This window comes from Mycobacterium sp. E3339, from assembly GCF_001666915.1.
In the GTDB taxonomy this organism is placed as follows: Bacteria; Actinomycetota; Actinomycetes; order Mycobacteriales; family Mycobacteriaceae; genus Mycobacterium.
Genome location: NZ_LZIZ01000248.1, coordinates 31701 through 49967 on the forward strand (window position 1 = coordinate 31701; position 18267 = coordinate 49967).

The following is an 18267-nucleotide window of genomic DNA, read 5'->3' on the forward strand; positions in this document are numbered from 1 at the left end:
TCAGGGCAGGCCGGCGCCGGGAGTCGTCACCGTGACCGCATCCAGCCGGGACAGCCGGGTGCCGACCAGCCGCTGGGGATAGGCGTCCGTGCTGGACAACAGGAACAGCGTGCGCCGCTCGGGGCCGCCGAGCGCGCAGGCGATCGCTACCCGCTCGCCCATGTCGATGCGGTCGGTCACCGCCCCGCCCTCGACGATCCGCTCGAATTGGTGGGCCAGCGTCATGGACGCCCACACCGCGCCGTCGGCGTCGAGCGCGATGCCGTCGGGCGGCCCGTCCAGACCCTCGGCGAAAACCCGCCGGTCGGCCAGGCCGCCGTCGGAGTCGATCGTGAACGCGGTCAGCCGGCGGCCGATCGACTCGGCGACGATCAAGGTGGCGCGGTCCGGGGTGATCACCATGCCGTTGGGAAAATCGAGGTCTTCAGCGACGACGGTGGCGCTGTCGTCGGGATCGAGGCGGATGATGCGCCCGCCGTGCCGCGCCTGGCACCCGATGTAGGCGCGCCCCGCGTCGTCGATCACCATGTCCCCGAGGTTTTCCGGCGCGAGTTCGGTGAGATCGGCGACGGTGTCCACGGTTTCACCGTCGTAGCGCAGCACCTTGCGGTCGTCGGCCGAGACGATCAGCAGCGATCCGTCCGGGCGGAAACCCAGGCCGGAGGGCGAGTGCCCGGGCAGCGGCAACGTCGTGAGCGAGCCACCCATGGTCGAGGTGTGGACCGCCTCGCCCAACATGTCGGAGAACCACAGCAGCCCCTCGAACCAGCGTGGCCCCTCGCCGAAGCAGAAGCTGTTGGCCAGCGGTTCGGGAATCATCCGGTCACGCCTTTGACCACGGCTTCCGCTTTACAAAACACCGCCAAAGTGTCATGCACCGCGGGTGCCGGTGTCAATCTCGCGACGGCCGGTCCCCGCGGGCCCCGTGAACGCGGATGCGCAACCGCGGGAGGCGCCGCCCAATTGTGTTGCGCCCCTCGGTGTCCCATCGAGCCGCCGGACCACCTTGTTAGCCAAGCTTTACAAATCCTACGCAAAGTGTCACGCTGAGCCGTGAGCTGCTAGCCGAGAGGTGGACCCGACTTGACCACGGAATCTGAGCAGACCGAGTGGACCGTGCAGGGCCTGCTGGACCTGTTCGACGTGCGGGCCGACGGGCCGGACCGGTTCACCGGCGACACGGGGATCGCCGGCGGCGACGAACGTCAGGTGGTGGAGGGCACCCAGGTGCTCGCCCAGGCGATTGTGGCGGTGGCCAAACGGTTCGGAGACAAGTCGGTGCGTTCGGCGCACGCGGTGTTCTCCCGCGCGGTGACCGTCGGCCCGCCGATCGAACTCGTCCTCGACGTCGTGGCCGAGGGCCGGTCCACCGCCACGGCGGTGGTCGCCGTCCACCAGAACGGGCGGCGCTGCCTGAGCATCACGGTGCTGGCCGACGTGCCGACCGGCGACGTCATCCGCCACCACCTGCCGCGCCCCGACGTGACCGGGCCCGCGGACGCCATTCCCTCGCCGATGCCGATGGTGGGCCGCGAACTGCGCCTGGTCGACGTCGTCGACGTGAACAGCCCCGACGAGGTCGGGCCACCCGAGCTGCACGCGTGGCTGCACTACGACCCGATCCCGGAACGGGACGACCTGGCCAAGGCGCTGCTCGCGTACTTCACCGGCCACCTGGGCATCTCCACGACGATGCGACCGCACGAGGGCATTGGCACCGCCCAGGCGCACCTGACCGTGTCCACCGCACCGATGAGCATCTCGGTGGCGTTCCACGAACCGGTGCGCTGGGACGGCTGGCTGCTCTACACCCACGAGAGCACCCAGGTCGGCGCGGGGATGTCGTACGTGCGCGGCACCGTGCACTCCGAGGCGGGCGAGCTACTGTGCTCGTTCGCCCAGGAGGCGCTGATCCGGCCGCTGCGCACCACCGACACGGCGATCGATTCCCGCGCGCGATTCTGACGGCGGGCCGCGCTCATGCACTTCACCATCACCCATCCGATGCACAGCCACCCGTACAACCCGGAGTTGGTCAGCGGGGACGGCATCGCGAAGGTGGCCGCGGCCACCCAGGCGGCCGGCATTCACGGGTTCGGCTTCACCGACCACCCGGCGCCGTCGCAGCGGTGGCTCCAAGCCGGTGGGCATGACGCTTTGGATCCCTTTGTCGCGCTGGGTTTCGCGGCGGCCACGACGACGACGCTGCGGCTGATCCCCAACATCGTGGTGCTGCCGTATCGAAACCCGTTCGTAGTGGCCAAGTCCGGCGCGACGCTGGACCTGCTCTCCGGCGGTCGCTTCACGCTCGCGGTCGGTGTGGGTTATCTGAAGCGGGAATTCGCCGCGCTCGGTGTCAGCTACGACGAGCGGGCCGAGCTGTTCGAGGAAGCACTGCAGGTGATCCGGGCTGTCTGGACCGGCGACGACATCACCTTCGAGGGCAAGCATTTCAGCGCGCGGGGGATCACCGCGCACCCCCTCCCGCTGAGCGATCCGCACCCGCCGATCTGGATCGGCGGCAACACCTCGTCGGCGCGCCAGCGCGTGGCGCAATACGGCGACGGCTGGTGCCCATTCCCCGCCCCTCCCCAGTTGGCGCAGACGGCGGGCACCGCGGTGATCGACTCCGTGGCGCGGCTCACCGAAGGCATCGACGATCTGCGGCGCCGGTGCGATGCCGCGGGCCGCGACTGGTCCACCATCGACATCACCTTCGCGAACTTCGAGGGCGGCAGCCCCGCCGACGACTCATTCAACGCCGACGCCTACCTCGCCGGCTTGGAAAGGCTTGCGGGCGTTGGGGTTACCTGGGTGAGCGTGCACCTGCCCGGAGACAGCATCACCCACGCGCTCGAGACCCTCGACCGATTCCGCACCCTCGTGATCGACGCGGCCTGATGGACTTCTCCCGCGTCGAACTCTCCCCGGAGGACCAGGCCTTCCGCGACGAGACCCGGGCGTTCATCGCCAAGCACGTCACCGACGAAGTGCTGCACCGGCAGCTGAAGTTCGGCGAAAACTTCGACGAGGAGGTGCATCTGGCGCTCGGCGAGGCCGGCTACCTGGCATCCGATTGGAAGCTGGAGGCCGAGGGCGGCTTCAGCCCGGTGCGCCGACGCATATTCCAGCTCGAGATCGCCCGCGCCCACACCCCCTGGTATCACTGGGGCACCACGTCCGTCGTCGCCAAGCTGGTGCGGCAGTTCGGGGTGCCCGAGTTAGCCGACAAGGTCATCCCGGGCGTGCTGGCCGGCGAGATCCGGCTGTGTCTGGGCTACACCGAGCCCGAGGGCGGCTCCGACGTCGCCACCTGCAAGACGCGCGCGGTGCGCGACGGCGATGCGTGGATTATCAACGGCTCCAAGATGTTCACGTCGAACGCGCAGAACGCCAGGTACGTCTTCCTGCTCACCAACACCGACCCCCAGGGCCCCAAGCACAGGAACCTGACGATGTTCCTGGTGCCCCTCGACACGCCGGGCATCGAGATCCAGGGAATCCGGACGCTGGACGGCGACCGCACCAACATCGTCTACTACAGCGACGTCCGCGTCGACGACGTCTACCGCATCGGCGAGGTGAACGGCGGCTGGACGGTGATGCGCGCGGCGCTGGACTCCGAGCACGGCATCGTGGACCCGGAAGACCATGGGCTGCAATACGTCGCGGCGATGGCGGCGCACGGCGACCTGATGGCCGAAGTGATCGACGCCGTCGCGGCCGTCGTTTCGGCGACGGACGACGAGTCGGTGAAGTACCGGCTCGGACGGGCCGTCGCGCGCATGGAGGCGTCGCTGTCATCGCCCGGAATGTTCGGCCGGGTCGCGGTCGCGCAGACGATGCGCGACATCACCGGTGACCTGATGGACATCATGGGCTCGGCCTCGGCGTTGCCGACCGAAACCGAAGGCTCCGCCACCGACGGTGCGGCGGAACATCTTTACCGGCTCTCGTTGCCGCTCGGCATCTATGGCGGCACCCTTGAAGTGTTCCGCAACATGATCGCCCAGCACGAGCTGAAGCTGGGACGCCCTAGCTACGGCGGGTGAGCGGCAGGTCGGCCACGACGTCGGCCCGGGCCAGGTCGAAGCTCAAAAAGCCCTTGATGGGCAGGCTTTCGGGTGGCGGATCCGAATAGCTCCAGGCGATGTCGTCGATCGCGTGATCGTCAACGACGGCCGACCAGTAGGTGGCGAAGCCCTTGTAGTTGCAATACGTCACCGTGTCGGTGCGGCGCAGCAGGTCGGTGCGCACGTGCGTCGGATCGACGTAAAGCCTTGGCTCCAAGGCCGTTTCGAACACAATAACGGTGTCATCGGTATCTACCAGCGTGACGCCCCCGACGCTGGCGCGCAGGCGGCGCCTCGTCGGCCGGCAGTCGACGCGGTGGTAGGGGTTCGGCGGATAGTGTACGAGCTCGCGTCCCTCCTCCAGCCAGGTGTCGACGGCGTCCCACGGCACGTGCACGAAGCCAGGCGCCTCCGGCTCGGGTTCGGTGGGCAGGTCGGCGACCGCGTCGGCCGGGAAAACGTAGCTGAGCGGCCGGCCCCGCCGGTGCACCAGCATCGCCCGCTCGGTGTCGATCACCAGGCGCCCGTCCTGGATCGCCTGCACGCGCCGTGGGTGCGGCTCGACGAACACGACGCCGTCCGGTATGGCGGGGGAGAACCGCCCGGCCGGATCACTGCTGAGCGGACCACGTCCGGCAACGAGGCTCATGGTGCTCCTTCCATCGCCCACGCCTTCGACCGTCACGCTAGCGTGGCACTGGCAATGGACCGTCACGCCGGCGTGACATTCGAAGAGCGCGGAGTAGGAACTTAGCCATGGCGGGACCAATGGAGGGCGTCAAGGTCGTCGAGCTCGGGGTCTGGGTGGCCGGGCCGGCAGCCGGCGGCATCCTGGCCGACTGGGGCGCCGACGTCGTCAAGATCGAGCCGCCGCGCGGGGACCCGGGACGCATGTTCGGCAGGATGTTGGGCTGCGACCTCGGCGTCAACCCGCCCTTCGAGATGGACAACCGCTCCAAGCGCAGCGTCGTGCTGGACCTCGCGCGGGAGTCGGGCCGCGACACCGCGTTCGAATTGCTCGCCGACGCCGACGTTTTCGTGACGAACGTGCGGCCCGGCGCGCTGTCGCGCCTCGGACTGGACTTCGAATCGGTGTCGGCGCGCAATCCCCGCCTGGTCTACGGGCTGATCACCGGATACGGCGAGACCGGGCCCGACGCCGACCGCGCCGCATATGACGTCGCCGCGTTCTGGTCGCGGGCCGGGGTGGCACATCTGCTCACCCGGCCCGGTGACACGCCGCCGTTCCAGCGCGGCGGCATGGGCGATCACTCGGCCGGCATGACGCTGGCCGCGGCGATCTGCGCGGCGCTGGTTGCCCGCGCCCGCACCGGGACCGGCCAACTGGTCAGCACCTCGCTGTACCGCCAGGGCGCCTACACGGTGAGCTTCGACCTGAACACCTATCTGCTGACCGGTCAGCCGATCGCGGTCGGGCAACGCGAGGCGATGGGCAACCCGTGCATGAACAATTACGCGACCGCCGACGGGCGTCGATTCTGGATCGTCGGGCTCGAAGGCGACCGGCACTGGCCCCCGCTATGTCGCGTCGTCGGCCATCCGGAGTGGCTGACCGATCCCCGGTTCGGCGACGCGTACGCGCGCTTCGTCAACGCGGCGGAGCTGATCGCCGAACTCGACGCCATCTTTGCCACCCGCACACTCGACGAATGGGCGCAGGCGTTTTCCGGTGAACCGGACTTCTTCTGGTCACCGGTCAACTCGCTCGAGGACGTGGTGGCCGACGAGCAATTCCACGCCGCGGGCGGCATCGTCGACGTGCCGGACGGCGAATCCGTCGTTCCGATGGTGGCCACCCCGGCCGATTTCCACGGCACCCCATGGGCACCCCGTTCTGCGGCACCGGAACTCGGGCAGCACACCGAGGAAGTGCTCGCCGAGCTCAAGGCTCGCCACGGCTTGTGACCACCGGTCGCTCCTTTACAAATATCGTCCTAAGTGTCACGCTGTCCGGTGAGCCGCGCAAGGCGGCACCCAGCCCAGGACAAGCGTTGCCGTAAGCGCCAATCCCCGCGCGGCGGTGAGGAACGGATTGAATGGTCACGTCAACGTTCGACATCAGCCAAGGCGCCCGGGTCGATGCCGCCGGAGCCAGCCGGGAACGTTTGGGATACCGGCTCGACGTCATCGCGGTGAGCGCCCTCGACGTCGTCCAATCGGCCGGGGGTTGGCTGTACGACCGCGCCATGGCCGGTTGGCAGGTGACGGTGTTGCTGCCCGACGCGGGCGACGACCGATCCCTGCGCATCCTCGGTGTGCGGGCGCTGGACCTCGAGGAGCAATTCGCGATGCTCGGCCCGGCGAGCCAGAGCCTCGCGGTCAGCGCCGAGGCGTTCATTGCGGATGCGCGCGTGCGCGACAGGGTGCTGGCGTCGCTGGACGACCGGCTGACCGAAGTCACGCTGTGGGGCCACGCGCCGTCCGGTTGGCCCTTGCGGGTGGATCGCGGGGTGGCCCGGGCGCAGTACGCGCTCAGTGCGGCCGCGCGCCGATTCAAGGGCCACGCGCTGGCCGCGGCCGGGATGGCTTGTCCCGCGGTCTATTCCACCGAGACCTTGCTCTGTGACCTGGCGACCTGCGCGCGCGGCGACTCGGGGCTGGTCCGGCTCGACTGATGAAGAAGTACTACCGGCACACGCTTCTCTACCTGCACGAGACCATCTCGCTGGGCACCGGCCGAACCGAGCGCTTCACCGAGGTCTTCTCCGACACCTACCGGCCGATGATGGAGGAGCTCGGCGCGCGGCTGTTCGCGATTTGGGAGACGACGCCCTACAACGGTCACTGGCCGCAGGTGACGATCATCTGGGAGATCGACGGATTCGCCGATTACGCGCGCATCGGCGCGGCGCAGGCCCGCGGGGGCAGCCACGAGGCCGCGGCCGGAAAATGGTCGGCGTTCCTGGCCGACGCCGGCGCGGCGGGGGAGGGCCGCATCATGTACCCCGGGCCCAGCAACAAGACCCTGGCCCAGCTGCGCGACGCGAATTTCACCGCGCCGCTGGTGATTCAGGAGATCATGCAGACCAAGCCCGGGCGTCAGGACGACTACATCCGCGAACTGGAGCGCCTCTACGTTCCATGGTCGGAACGGACCGGCAAACGCTGGCTGGGCTCGTTCACCACGACCTTCCGCTACAACGAGGTCATCCACTACTGGGCGCTCGACGGCGGCTGGGAATGCTTCGCCAACCACTACCCCTCGTGGAAGGAGAGCCCGCCTCCCGAGATCGTCACGTGGATGAGCGTGGCGCCCGCCCTGCGCGATGGCTGGGAGGACTCGATCCTGCAGGCCCTACCGCCCTCGCCGCTGCAGTGAGCTTCTCCTACGACCCGTTCGACGCACAGGTAATGGCAAACCCATTGCCCTACTACCAAATTCTGCGCGACCAGTACCCCGTGTACTACATGCCGCAGTGGGACACCTTCGCGCTGTCCCGCTTCGAGGACATCTGGCAGGTGTTGGAGGTCAACGACGGCACGTTCGTCGCGACGGAAGGTACATTGCCCCCGGCCTCGGTGCTGGCTTCCCACAACGACGGGCCGCTCGACGACCCGCCGCTGCACCCGCTGCCCTTCCACGCGGTGTTCGACACGGACCTGTACGCCGAGATCCGCCGCGCGCATTCGGCGCCGTTGCGTCCGAGGTCGGTCGCCGGGCTGGAAGCCAGGATCCGTACGCTCGCCAACGAGCGCCTCGATGAGCTGCTGCCGCGCGGTTCGTTCGACCTGACGCAGGAGTACGGCGGCATCGTCGCGGCGTCGATGGTGTGCGGATTGCTGGGCTTACCAGACGATCTCGCGCCCCAAGTGCTCGCCGCGGTCAATGCCGGCAGCCTGGCCGAGCCCGGTGAGGGCGTCGACACCGCGCAGGCCCGGCCCAACTACCTCGAATACCTCACGCCGGTGGTCGAGCGCCGGCGGGCCGACTCATCCGGGACCGAGTTGCCGGTGGTCGATGGCCTGCTGCGCTACCGGTTGCCCGACGGCAGCGCGCTGTCCGACGCCGAGGTCGCGACGCAGATGCTCTGCATCTTCATCGGCGGGACGGAGACGGTGCCCAAAATCGTCGCGCACGGGCTGTGGGAGCTCAGTCAGCGACCCGGCCAGATGGCCGCGGTGTGCGCCGACCCCGCCACCAACGTGCCGATCGCACGCGAGGAGATGATCCGCTATTGCGCGCCGGCGCAGTGGTTCGCCCGAACTGCCCGGCGGCCGTACACAATTCACGGGCGAACGATCGAGCCCGGCCAGCGCGTCATCACCCTGCTGGCCTCGGCCAACCGCGACGAACGCGAATACGCCGAACCCGACGAGTTCATCTGGGACCGGCCCATCCGCCGTTCGCTGGCGTTCGGACGCGGCCAGCACTTCTGCATCGGCTACCACCTGGCCCGGCTGGAAATCGATGTGCTGCTGGCCGAATGGCTGCGCCGGGTGCCGGACTTCGCCGTCGACGGCGACGCCGCCACCCGGCTGCCGTCCAGCTTCCAGTGGGGATGGAACAAGATCCCGGTGGAGGTCTGACGTGTGGTCCTACCGGATCATCGCCCCATATGTGTTGGAGTGCACGTCGGTCGCCGAGAAGACGCCCGAGGACGTGGCCGAAGGCCAGGTGCTGTTACGGTTTTTGGCCGCCGGCGTCTGCGGCAGCGACATGCCGGCCTTTCGTGGCGCCAAGGGACGGCTCCCGGGCGACGACGGCGTTAGCGCCGCCGAAAAGGACGGCTTCCCGATCCACGAAATCGCCGGCGAGGTGATCGCCAGCCGCCATCCCGAGCACCGTCCGGGCGACCGCGTGGTGGGCTGGGCGTCCGGCTTCGACGGCCTGATGGAGCGGGTGATCAGCGACGGCAGCGGGCTGGCCCCATACGACCCGGGACTTACCCCGGCCCAGGCCGTCGGCCTGCAACCGCTGGCGTGCGTCCTGTACGCCCTCGAGCAGCTGCCCGACCTCACCGGCAGGCACGTGGCGATCATCGGCCAGGGATCGATCGGCCTGCTTTTCTCCTATGTCGCCAAGGCGGCCGGCGCGCGGCGCGTCACTGGAGTCGACCCCGTCGACCGATCAGGTTTCGCAACCGCTTTCGGCGTCGACGAGGTGGTGCGCGCCACCAGCGACCGGTGGGTGAGCCGGCTCGTGGCCGCGGACCGCGCGGACGTCGTCATCGAGGCGGTCGGCCATCAGGTGGCCACCCTGGGGCACGCGATCGAGGCCGCGGCGTTCGGCGGCACCGTGCTGTATTTCGGCGTGGCCGACGACGACGCCTACCCGATCAGCATGCGCCTGATGCTGCGCAACAACCTCACCCTGAAATCTGGTGTGACACTCGACCGCCGGCGGATGCTGGAGCTCGCCGGCAAGTTCGCCGCCGAACATCCGGAGCTGCTCGGCACGTATCTCACGCACACCTTCGGGATCGAGGACGCGCAGGCCGCGTTCGACTTGGCCTGCCGGCCCGACCCGAAGCGTGTCAAGATTGCGATCGCCGGGTGAGCGTCTTCAAGGGCGACAAGCAGACGCCGATCTGGGGCGGCTGGATCACCGGCCCGAGCCTCATCGGCCCGGACGAATTCAGCAGGGCCGGTTACGATTACGTCGGATTCGACGCCCAACACAGCTACCTCGACGACGCCGACATCGCCGGCATGCTGCGCCGAACCGAACACCTGCCGATTGGCACCGTCGTCCGGCTGCCCAACGCCGACCCGGCACCGATCGGGCGTGTGCTGGACGCCGGCGCCGACGCCGTCGTCATCGCCATGATCGAGTCCGCGGAACAGGCCGCCGCGGCGGTGGCCGCCACCCGCTACCAGCCGGCGGGCATCCGCAGCTTCGGCCCGCTGCGCGCCGACCTCGGCCGCGACACCGCCGCGCTTCAAGCCCGGGTTAGCGTGTTCGCGATGATCGAGACCGCCGCGGCGCTGGAAGCCGTTGACGAGATCTGCGCCGTCGACGGGCTAGCCGGGCTCTACGTGGGACCCGCGGACCTGGCCCTTTCGCTCGGCGTGGATGTGCTTGGGGCGCACAGTGATCCGATCGTGCTGGACGCCATCGTGCGCATCCGGCGGGCGGCGGATGCCGCCGGACTGGTTAGCGGAGTCCACGCGGGGGACGGCACCGCGGGCCGCGCCATGGCGAAGCTGGGGTTCTCGATGATCACCCTGGCGGCCGAATCGGTTGCGCTGCGCCGGGGAGCCGCGGAACACCTGCGCGAGGCCAAGCATGACGGATGATCGGGCCGCGATCCGCGAACTGATTGACGCCTACGCGTTGGCGCTGGACGCCAACGACATCGACGCCTGCCTGCGCCTGTTCGCCCCGGACGCCGAATTCCTGGTCTACGGGCGCACGTTCGCCGGGCACGACGGCATCGGCAAGATGTTCCGGGATGCCCCGCGGGGTCTGCACCTGACCGGGGTGTCCCGCATCGACGTCCACGACGACACGGCAACGGCCCGGTCGCAGGTGCTGTTCGTCCGGGCGGTCGACCAGAACCTCCGACCCGCGCTGTACGACGACGAGCTGGTCCGCACCGACGGGCGGTGGCTTTTCCGCCGGCGCCGATGCCAATTCGTCACCAGCCGAGGCCTTTCCGACGCCCCCGAGGTCACATCGTCATGAATGAACGCGTCGCACTGGTGACCGGGGCGGCCGGGGGACAGGGCTGGGCCATCGCGAAAAAACTCCGGGCGGAGGGTTATTCGGTGGCCGCGTGTGATCGGCGCGCGGGCGACCTGACCGCCCTGGTCGCTGAATTGAGCGACGACGAGGTGATCGTCGTCGAACTCGACGTCACCTCGGAATCGCTGTGGGAGCAGGCCGTGCGCACCGTGGTCGACCGGTTCGGGGCGCTGACCACGCTAGTCAACAACGCCGGCGCGTTGCACCGGGCGTCGCTGGCGGACGAGACCGCGGATGCGTTCGAAAACTCCTGGCGGGTCAACTGTTTCGGTGCATTCCTGGGCATCCACACGGCACTGGAGCACCTCCGCGCGGCGACCAACGCCGCGATCGTCAACATCTGCAGCACCGGCGCCATCCGCCCCTTCCCGCACCACGCGGCCTACGGTTCGGCGAAGTGGGCGCTTCGCGGCCTGACCCAGAACGCCGCCGCCGAACTGGCGCCCCTCGGCATTCGCGTCAACGCCGTCTTTCCCGGGCCGATCGCGACCCCGATGCTCGACGACGCCACCCAACTACGGCTCGCCGCGTCGTCGGCCTTCGGGCGGATCGGCCAGCCCCGCGAGATCGCCGACGCGGTCGCGTTCCTGGTCTCCGGGGCGGCGTCGTTCATCACCGGCGCCGAACTGGTCGTCGACGGCGGCCAATGCGTGCAGATCCGATGAGCCGCACCCGCGGTAGCGCTAGTCGAACCTGATGAGCTGGCGCACGGCGGTGCCGTCGGCGAGGTTGTCCATGGCCTCGTTGATCGCCTCCAGCCGGATCGACGAGGACACCAGCGCCTCCACCGGGAGCCGGCCCGACTGCCACAGTGCGACGAACCGGGGAATGTCGCGACTGGGCACCGCCGAACCCAGGTAACTGCCGATCAGCGATCGGCCTTCGGCCACGAAACCCAACGGCGACACGGTGATTCGCGCAGCCGGTGGCGGCAGCCCGACCGTGATGGTGCGGCCGCCGGGCGCGGTCAGGGCGATGGCCGTCTCGAGCGCGGCGGGATGGCCGGCGGCCTCGATGACCACGGCGGCCTTGACGCCGCCGTCGAGGGCCTGCTGCGAGGTGTATGCCTCGTGCGCGCCCCGGGCCCTTGCGGCGGTCAGCTTTTCGGGCAATTGGTCGACGGCGATGACGCGCACGTCGTCGTAGGTGAGCGCCGTGAGCACCGCGGCCATGCCGACACCGCCGAGGCCGACAACGGCGACCGTCTGCCCCGGCCGCGGGTCGCCGACGTTGAGCACCGCACCGCCACCGGTCAGCACCGCGCAGCCCAGCAGCGCGGCGACTTCGGGCGGCACGTCGGGCGGCACCGGCACCACGCTGGCCCGGTTGACCACCGCGTGCGTCGCGAAACCCGAAACGCCGAGGTGGTGGTAGACCCGGTGGCCGGCCTGGCTGAGCCGGATGTCCCCGCCGAGCAGCGTCCCGGCGCCGTTGGCCGCGCTGCCCCGTTCGCACGGCGTCAGGCCCCCGGTCGCGCAGGCGGCGCAATGGCCGCACCGCGGCAGGAACACCAACACCACCCGCTGACCGATGGCGAGGTCGGAGACACCGTCGCCGACCTGCTCGACGATCCCGGCCGCCTCGTGGCCGAGCAGCATCGGCACCGGGCGCACCCGGTTGCCGTCGACCACCGACAAGTCCGAGTGGCACACGCCGGCCGCCTCGATGCGGACCATCACCTCGCCGCTGCCCGGCGGGTCCAGCTCGAGATCGACGACGCGGATGGGCCGGGACTCGGCGTACGGGCGGGCCAGACCGATCCGGTCCAGCACGGCACCCCGAATCCGAACCATGCTGGAATACAACCATGGTTCGCCAACCGCCTGCCTCGCCGGCTCCGGTGGTACCGCCGGCGCCGGACGGGCTCACCAGCGACGACTTCCCGGTCATCTGGCCGGTCGGAACCCGGTGGGCCGACAACGACATGTTCGGCCACCTCAACAACGCCGTGTACTACCAGTTGTTCGACACCGCCATCAACGCCTGGATCAACACCAGCACCGGGCTGGACCCGCTCACCACGCCCGCGCTGGGCATCGTCGCCGAGTCGGGCTGCCGGTACTTCTCCGAGCTGCATTTCCCGGAGGACCTCGCGGTGGGCCTGGCGGTGACCCGGCTGGGTCGCAGCAGCGTGACCTACCGGCTCGGCGTGGTCCGGTCGGCCCAGGGCGGGCGGGCCCAGCCCATCACCGCGCTGGGCCACTGGGTGCACGTCTACGTCGACCGGAACAGTCGCAAGCCGGTCGAGATTCCGGACGCCATCCGCTCGTTGCTGTCGACGGCGCGGGTGGACCGGTAATCCCGAGATCGCCCGCGGCACCGGGGCTTTCGCGCGAAATCGCCGTGCCACCCGCGCTCTGGGGGGCGCGTCGAGCGCCCGGCTATGCTTCGCCAATGCCCGTTATGAGCAAGACCGTCGAGGTCAACGCCGACGCCGCCTCGATCATGGCGATCGTCGCCGACTTCGAGGCCTACCCGCAGTGGAACGAGGAGATCAAGGGCCTCTGGGTGCTCGCCCGCTACGACGACGGGCGCCCGAGCCAGCTGCGGCTCGACACCGACTACCAGGGCATGCAGAGCATGTTCATCCAGGCCGTGTACTACCCGGGGGAGAACCAGATCCAGACCGTCCTGCAGCAGGGCGACCTGTTCACCAAGCAGGAGCAGCTGTTCAGCGTGGTGGAGATGGGCAACTCGAGCCTGCTGACCGTGGACTTAGACGTGGAGACCTCGATGCCGGTTCCCGCGCCGATGGTCAAGCAGCTCGTCGGCAACGTGCTGGACCACCTCGCCGAAGCCCTGAAGCGGCGCGCCGAGCAGCTCGCCTCCGGTTAGCGGCTTCAGTCGAAGATTCCGGTGCGGTCGCGCAGCTCGGTCAGCCGGGTCGCCGCGTCGGTGAACTGCCACACGGTGTGCTCGATCACCGCGGCGGCGTCGCGCCGGCGCAGCGCGGCGATCAGCTGTCGGTGATTGTCGACGGCGGCCGCGCCCCACTGTTCGTCGGCGGCGTACACCAGCACCGGCATGTAACGGGCGGCGTTGAGCAGGAACCAGGCCAGCTTGATCCGCCCGCTCGCCTGGTTGAAGACCCGATGGAACGCGAACTCGATGCCCGCGATCGTCTCGGCGTCGCCGGACCCCACCGCCGCGGCGAGCGCCTCGTTGATGCGCTCGAGCTCGGCGATCTCGGCGTCGGTGATGTGATCGGTGGCCGCGGCCGCCAGCTCCTTGGCGATAGTGGCCTGCAGCCAGAAGATGTCCTCGATGTCCTGGCGCGTCAGCGGCAGCACCACGTGACCCCGGTGCGGTTCGAGCTGCACCATCCCCTCGCCGCGCAGCTTCAGCAGCGCTTCGCGCACCGGCGTGACGCTCACGCCGAGCTCGGCCGCGGTCTCGTCGAGTCGGATGAACGTTCCCGGCCGCAACGCCCCGGACATGATCGCCGCTCGAAGGTGGCCCGCGACCTCATCGGACAGCTGTGCCCGGCGCAGTGGCCGTCGCCTCCTCAGTCGCGTGGATATCGGTGCGTTCACGGGGGCTGCCAGGGCTTTCGGGGCGTCGCGGAGGTTGGTTTGAAACTTCGGTCGGGGCTTGTCAGCTGGGCGTTAAGGCCATAATGTGACCCAGACAACACCATGTTTTATCAAATATCAACCTGGCGCAAGCGGTGCGCGAGTGAAGGGAAAGGCTTGAGTTGACCGCGCAATTAGCGAGCCATCTGGCGCAGGCGACCGAGCAGCCGTATCTGGCCCGGCGCCAGAACTGGGTGAACCAGCTCGAACGGCATGCCCTCATGCAGCCGGGCGCGGCAGCACTGCGTTTCCTGGGGAAGACCACGACGTGGGGTGAATTGCAGGGCCGGGTTTCGGCGCTGGCCGATGCGCTGAGCCGTCGGGGAGTCGGCTTCGGCGATCGGGTCATGGTGCTGATGCTCAACCGCCCCGAGTTCATGGAGTCGGTGCTGGCGATCAACGCGCTCGGCGCCATCGCGGTCCCGCTCAACTTCCGGCTCACCGCCGCCGAAATCGCGTTCCTGGTCCAAGACTGCGAAGCCCGCGTGCTCATCACCGAATCGGTGCTCGCCCCGGTGGCCACCGGGGTTCGCGACGTCGAGCCACTGCTGGAAGCGATCGTGGTGGCCGGCGGCGCGGGCGACGACAGCGTGCTCGGCTACGACGACCTGATCGACGAGACCGGCCGCGCGCACGAGCCCGTCGACGTCCCGAACGATTCGCCCGCGCTGATCATGTACACCTCGGGCACCACCGGCCGCCCCAAGGGCGCCGTACTGACCCACACCAACCTGACCGGTCAGACCATGACGGGCCTGTACACCAACGGCGCCGACATCAACAGCGACGTCGGCTTCGTCGGCGTCCCGTTCTTTCACATCGCCGGCATCGGCAACATGCTGACGTCGTTGCTGCTCGGCATCCCCACGGTGATCTACCCGCTGGGCGCGTTCGAGCCGGGGCAGCTGCTCGACGTGCTGGCCGAGGAAAAGGTCACCGGCATCTTTCTGGTCCCCGCGCAGTGGCAGGCGGTGTGCGCCGAGCAACAGGCGCGTCCGCGCGACCTGAGGTTGCGGGTGATGTCGTGGGGGGCCGCGCCGGCGCCCGACGCGCTGCTGCGCGAGATGTCGGCGGTCTTCCCCGGGACCCAGATCCTCGCGGCGTTCGGCCAGACCGAGATGTCACCGGTCACCTGCATGCTGCTGGGCGAAGACGCGATCCGCAAACGTGGCTCGGTGGGCAAGGTGATCCCGACCGTTGCCGCGCGCGTGGTCGACGAGAACATGAACGACGTACCGATCGGTGAGGTGGGCGAAATCGTCTACCGCGCACCGACTTTGATGAGCGGGTACTGGAACAACCCGGAGGCCACGGCGGAGGCGTTCGCGGGGGGTTGGTTCCACTCCGGAGACCTCGTCCGGATGGACGAGGAGGGCTACGTCTGGGTGGTGGATCGCAAGAAGGACATGATCATCTCGGGCGGCGAGAACATCTATTGCGCCGAGGTGGAAAACGTTCTGGCCGGCCATCCCAACATCGTCGAGGTCGCGGTCATCGGACGGGCCCACGAGAAGTGGGGTGAGGTGCCGATCGCGGTCGCGGCCATCGCCGGCGATCAGCTGCTGCTGGACGAATTGGACGAATTCCTCACCGAGCGGTTGGCCCGCTACAAGCATCCCAAGGCGCTCGAGATCGTCGATGCCCTGCCGCGCAATCCGGCCGGCAAGGTGCTCAAGACTGAGCTACGGATCCGTTACGGAAGCGCAAATATCGACGAGAACCGTTCTAGGGCAACATGATTCATGGGGCGAGAGGAAGGCTGACGGAAACTGTAACGTTTGCCCGCTGTTGGCGAAGGGTTAATTGTGCAGATGCAGTTCACACGTGCAAGGCCATCGGGTACATTCCTGTGGTCTCCGTTACTACTTGTCAGTAGGGAGCCGATGGTCACACACGTTGGGTTGGGGCGAGGCGGGGGCATCCCCAGTCGCGTTGCGGCGAGGGGGCGAGGCTTGCTACACGATCTGCCGGGGCGCCCACAGGCGCGCGGTACCAGCTGGAGGGGGCAGCGGTGACGTCAACGTCGACCGGTCGGCAGGGCCCCTACCTCGTCAATTACCTACGCGACCAGCTGGACACCCCCCTGACGCTCATCGGGGGATTCTTCCGGATGTGCGTGCTGACCGGGCGGGCGCTGTTCCGCTGGCCGTTCCAGTGGCGCGAATTCGTCCTGCAGTGCTGGTTCATCATGCGGGTGGCGTTCCTGCCGACCATCATGGTTTCGATTCCGCTGACCGTGCTGCTGATCTTCACCCTCAACGTGCTGCTCGCCCAGTTCGGCGCCGCCGACCTGTCCGGCGCGGGCGCGGCGATCGGCGCCGTCACCCAGCTCGGCCCGCTGACCACGGTGCTGGTGGTCGCCGGCGCCGGCTCGACGGCGATCTGCGCGGACCTCGGCGCACGCACCATCCGCGAGGAGATCGACGCCATGGAGGTGCTCGGCATCGACCCGATCCACCGGCTGGTGGTTCCCCGGGTGGTCGCCGCGACCCTGGTGGCCACGCTGCTCAATGGCCTGGTGATCACCGTGGGCCTGGTCGGCGGCTACCTGTTCGGCGTCTACCTGCAAAACGTCTCGGGTGGTGCGTACCTGGCCACGCTGACCACGATCACCGGCCTGCCCGAGGTGGTCATCGCGACCGTCAAGGCCGCGACCTTCGGCCTGATCGCCGGGCTGGTCGGCTGCTACCGCGGGCTGACCGTGCGCGGCGGTTCGAAGGGCCTGGGCACCGCGGTCAACGAGACCGTCGTGCTCTGCGTCGTCGCGTTGTACGCGGTCAACGTGGTGCTGACCACCATCGGTGTGCGATTCGGAACGGGCCACTGACATGTCGACCGCTGCCGTCTTGCGTGCCCGCTTCCCGCGGGCGGCCGAAAACCTCAACCGCTACGGCGGCGCCGCCGCCCGTGGGCTCGACGACGTCGGGCAGATGGCCTGGTTCGGGGTGGTGGCCCTGGGCCACGTTCCGCACGCGCTACGCAACTATCGCAAGGAGACCCTGCGGCTGATCGCCCAGATCGGCATGGGCACGGGCGCCATGGCCGTCATCGGTGGCACCGTCGCGATCGTCGGCTTCGTGACGCTGTCGGGTAGCTCGCTGGTCGCCATCCAGGGCTTCGCGTCGCTGGGCAACATCGGCGTCGAGGCGTTCACCGGCTTCTTCGCCGCGCTGATCAACGTGCGGATCGCCGCCCCGGTTGTCACGGGCATCGCGATGGCCGCCACCGTCGGGGCCGGCGCCACGGCGGAGCTGGGTGCCATGCGCATCAGCGAAGAGATCGACGCCCTGGAAGTCATGGGCATCAAGTCGATCTCGTTCCTGGCGACCACCCGGATCATGGCCGGCCTGGTCGTCATCATCCCGCTCTACGCGCTGGCGATGATCATGTCGTTCCTGTCCCCGCAGATCACCACCACGGTGCTCTACGGGCAGTCCAACGGAACCTACGAGCACTACTTCCGGACGTTCCTGCGTCCCGACGACGTGTTCTGGTCGTTCCTCGAGGCCATCATCATCACGGCGGTCGTGATGATCACCCACTGCTTCTACGGATACAACGCCGGCGGCGGACCCGTCGGCGTCGGAGAGGCCGTCGGCCGATCGATGCGTTTCTCGCTGGTGTCGGTGCAGGTCGTCGTTCTGGCCGCCGCGTTGGCGCTCTACGGCGTCAACCCAAACTTCGCGTTGACGGTGTAGCCATGTCATCCCCAGTGAAGGTCAACAAACCCCGGAACCCGCCGTACAAGCTGGCCGGCGCCGCCGCGTTGATCATCGCCTTGGTGGCGTTGGTCCTGGTCTACGGGCAGTTCCGCGGCAACTTCACGCCCAAGACCAAGCTGACGATGCTGGCGTCGCGGGCGGGCCTGGTGATGGATCCGGGCTCGAAGGTCACCTACAACGGCGTGGAGATCGGG

At 68.7% G+C, this 18267-nt stretch carries 20 protein-coding genes and 1 pseudogene; 17 read left to right on the forward strand and 4 right to left on the reverse strand.

All coding sequences use genetic code 11. The annotated features are described in order from the left end of the window. Positions 1 to 819 carry an SMP-30/gluconolactonase/LRE family protein gene (locus A5702_RS23810; RefSeq protein ID WP_068224370.1) on the reverse strand — a complete coding sequence of 273 codons (819 nt, stop codon included), beginning with the start codon at positions 817 to 819 and terminating at the stop codon, positions 1 to 3. Positions 820 to 1083: 264 nt separating this feature from the next. Here A5702_RS23810 and A5702_RS23815 point away from each other — a divergent pair, with 264 nt between their 5' ends. From A5702_RS23815 to A5702_RS23825, 3 genes are read left to right on the forward strand one after another with little or no spacing between them, the layout of a single operon-like run. Next, positions 1084 to 1965, forward strand: a complete 882-nt coding sequence (locus A5702_RS23815; RefSeq protein ID WP_068224373.1) for an acyl-CoA thioesterase II — start codon at positions 1084 to 1086, stop codon at positions 1963 to 1965. Positions 1966 to 1980: 15 nt separating this feature from the next. Further along, positions 1981 to 2901 (forward strand): LLM class F420-dependent oxidoreductase, encoded by a 921-nt coding sequence (locus tag A5702_RS23820; RefSeq protein ID WP_068224374.1) that lies wholly within the window; start codon positions 1981 to 1983, stop codon positions 2899 to 2901. Further along, entirely contained in the window at positions 2901 to 4052 is a 1152-nt protein-coding gene (locus tag A5702_RS23825; protein ID WP_055405096.1) for an acyl-CoA dehydrogenase family protein, read from the forward strand. Before A5702_RS23820 ends, A5702_RS23825 begins: the two co-directional genes overlap by 1 nt. Here the strand turns inward: A5702_RS23825 and A5702_RS23830 are convergent. Next, positions 4036 to 4722, reverse strand: coding sequence for a DUF427 domain-containing protein (locus A5702_RS23830; RefSeq protein WP_068224375.1), 687 nt, complete (start codon positions 4720 to 4722; stop codon positions 4036 to 4038). The two genes, A5702_RS23825 and A5702_RS23830, sit on opposite strands and share 17 nt — an antisense overlap. Before the next feature lie 107 nt (positions 4723 to 4829). Between A5702_RS23830 and A5702_RS23835 the strand changes: the two genes are divergently transcribed. The 8 genes from A5702_RS23835 (at position 4830) to A5702_RS23870 (ending at position 11444) form a co-directional block, all read left to right on the forward strand. Next, positions 4830 to 5999 (forward strand): CaiB/BaiF CoA-transferase family protein, encoded by a 1170-nt coding sequence (locus A5702_RS23835; RefSeq protein WP_055405098.1) that lies wholly within the window; start codon positions 4830 to 4832, stop codon positions 5997 to 5999. A gap of 131 nt (positions 6000 to 6130) precedes the next feature. Next, entirely contained in the window at positions 6131 to 6709 is a 579-nt protein-coding gene (locus tag A5702_RS23840; RefSeq protein WP_068224376.1) for a hypothetical protein, read from the forward strand. After that, the gene (locus A5702_RS23845; RefSeq protein WP_067822632.1) at positions 6709 to 7413 is read left to right on the forward strand and encodes an NIPSNAP family protein; all 705 of its coding nucleotides are present in this window, start codon (positions 6709 to 6711) and stop codon (positions 7411 to 7413) included. Before A5702_RS23840 ends, A5702_RS23845 begins: the two co-directional genes overlap by 1 nt. Then, positions 7410 to 8621, forward strand: a complete 1212-nt coding sequence (locus tag A5702_RS23850) for a cytochrome P450 (RefSeq protein WP_055405101.1) — start codon at positions 7410 to 7412, stop codon at positions 8619 to 8621. Before A5702_RS23845 ends, A5702_RS23850 begins: the two co-directional genes overlap by 4 nt. Before the next feature lies 1 nt (position 8622). Further along, positions 8623 to 9591, forward strand: a complete 969-nt coding sequence (locus A5702_RS23855; protein ID WP_068224377.1) for a zinc-binding dehydrogenase — start codon at positions 8623 to 8625, stop codon at positions 9589 to 9591. Then, positions 9588 to 10331 (forward strand): HpcH/HpaI aldolase/citrate lyase family protein, encoded by a 744-nt coding sequence (locus A5702_RS23860; RefSeq protein WP_068224378.1) that lies wholly within the window; start codon positions 9588 to 9590, stop codon positions 10329 to 10331. Before A5702_RS23855 ends, A5702_RS23860 begins: the two co-directional genes overlap by 4 nt. Then, positions 10321 to 10719 (forward strand): nuclear transport factor 2 family protein, encoded by a 399-nt coding sequence (locus A5702_RS23865; protein WP_055405104.1) that lies wholly within the window; start codon positions 10321 to 10323, stop codon positions 10717 to 10719. Before A5702_RS23860 ends, A5702_RS23865 begins: the two co-directional genes overlap by 11 nt. Then, positions 10716 to 11444, forward strand: a complete 729-nt coding sequence (locus A5702_RS23870; RefSeq protein WP_055405105.1) for an SDR family NAD(P)-dependent oxidoreductase — start codon at positions 10716 to 10718, stop codon at positions 11442 to 11444. Before A5702_RS23865 ends, A5702_RS23870 begins: the two co-directional genes overlap by 4 nt. Before the next feature lie 18 nt (positions 11445 to 11462). Here A5702_RS23870 and A5702_RS23875 read toward each other — a convergent pair whose 3' ends face one another. Beyond that, positions 11463 to 12572, reverse strand: a complete 1110-nt coding sequence (locus A5702_RS23875) for an alcohol dehydrogenase catalytic domain-containing protein (RefSeq protein WP_068224387.1) — start codon at positions 12570 to 12572, stop codon at positions 11463 to 11465. Positions 12573 to 12586: 14 nt separating this feature from the next. On the opposite strand from A5702_RS23875, the gene A5702_RS23880 reads away from it, so the two are divergent. Together A5702_RS23880 and A5702_RS23885 are read left to right on the forward strand one after the other, a co-directional pair. Beyond that, a complete protein-coding gene (locus A5702_RS23880) occupies positions 12587 to 13078 on the forward strand; it encodes a thioesterase family protein (RefSeq protein ID WP_068224382.1) in 492 nt (163 codons plus the stop codon). 95 nt (positions 13079 to 13173) lie between these two features. Next, complete coding sequence (locus A5702_RS23885) at positions 13174 to 13614, forward strand: SRPBCC family protein (protein ID WP_055405533.1); 441 nt, start codon at positions 13174 to 13176, stop codon at positions 13612 to 13614. A 5-nt stretch (positions 13615 to 13619) separates the two neighbouring features. On the opposite strand, the gene A5702_RS23890 is transcribed toward A5702_RS23885, so the two are convergent. Beyond that, complete coding sequence (locus A5702_RS23890; protein WP_082956184.1) at positions 13620 to 14312, reverse strand: GntR family transcriptional regulator; 693 nt, start codon at positions 14310 to 14312, stop codon at positions 13620 to 13622. 161 nt (positions 14313 to 14473) lie between these two features. Here A5702_RS23890 and fadD5 point away from each other — a divergent pair, with 161 nt between their 5' ends. The 4 genes and pseudogenes from fadD5 to A5702_RS23910 all read left to right on the forward strand — a co-directional run. Continuing rightward, positions 14474 to 16090: a fatty-acid--CoA ligase FadD5 gene (fadD5, locus tag A5702_RS23895; RefSeq protein WP_068224384.1), complete on the forward strand. Its 1617-nt coding sequence runs from the start codon at positions 14474 to 14476 to the stop codon at positions 16088 to 16090. A 272-nt stretch (positions 16091 to 16362) separates the two neighbouring features. Then, positions 16363 to 17178, forward strand: coding sequence for an ABC transporter permease (locus A5702_RS23900; protein ID WP_055405531.1), 816 nt, complete (start codon positions 16363 to 16365; stop codon positions 17176 to 17178). A gap of 1 nt (position 17179) precedes the next feature. After that, positions 17180 to 18049, forward strand: coding sequence for an ABC transporter permease (locus A5702_RS23905; RefSeq protein ID WP_055405530.1), 870 nt, complete (start codon positions 17180 to 17182; stop codon positions 18047 to 18049). A 2-nt stretch (positions 18050 to 18051) separates the two neighbouring features. Then, positions 18052 to 18267: pseudogene (locus A5702_RS23910) on the forward strand (MCE-family protein MCE1A); the annotation flags it as partial.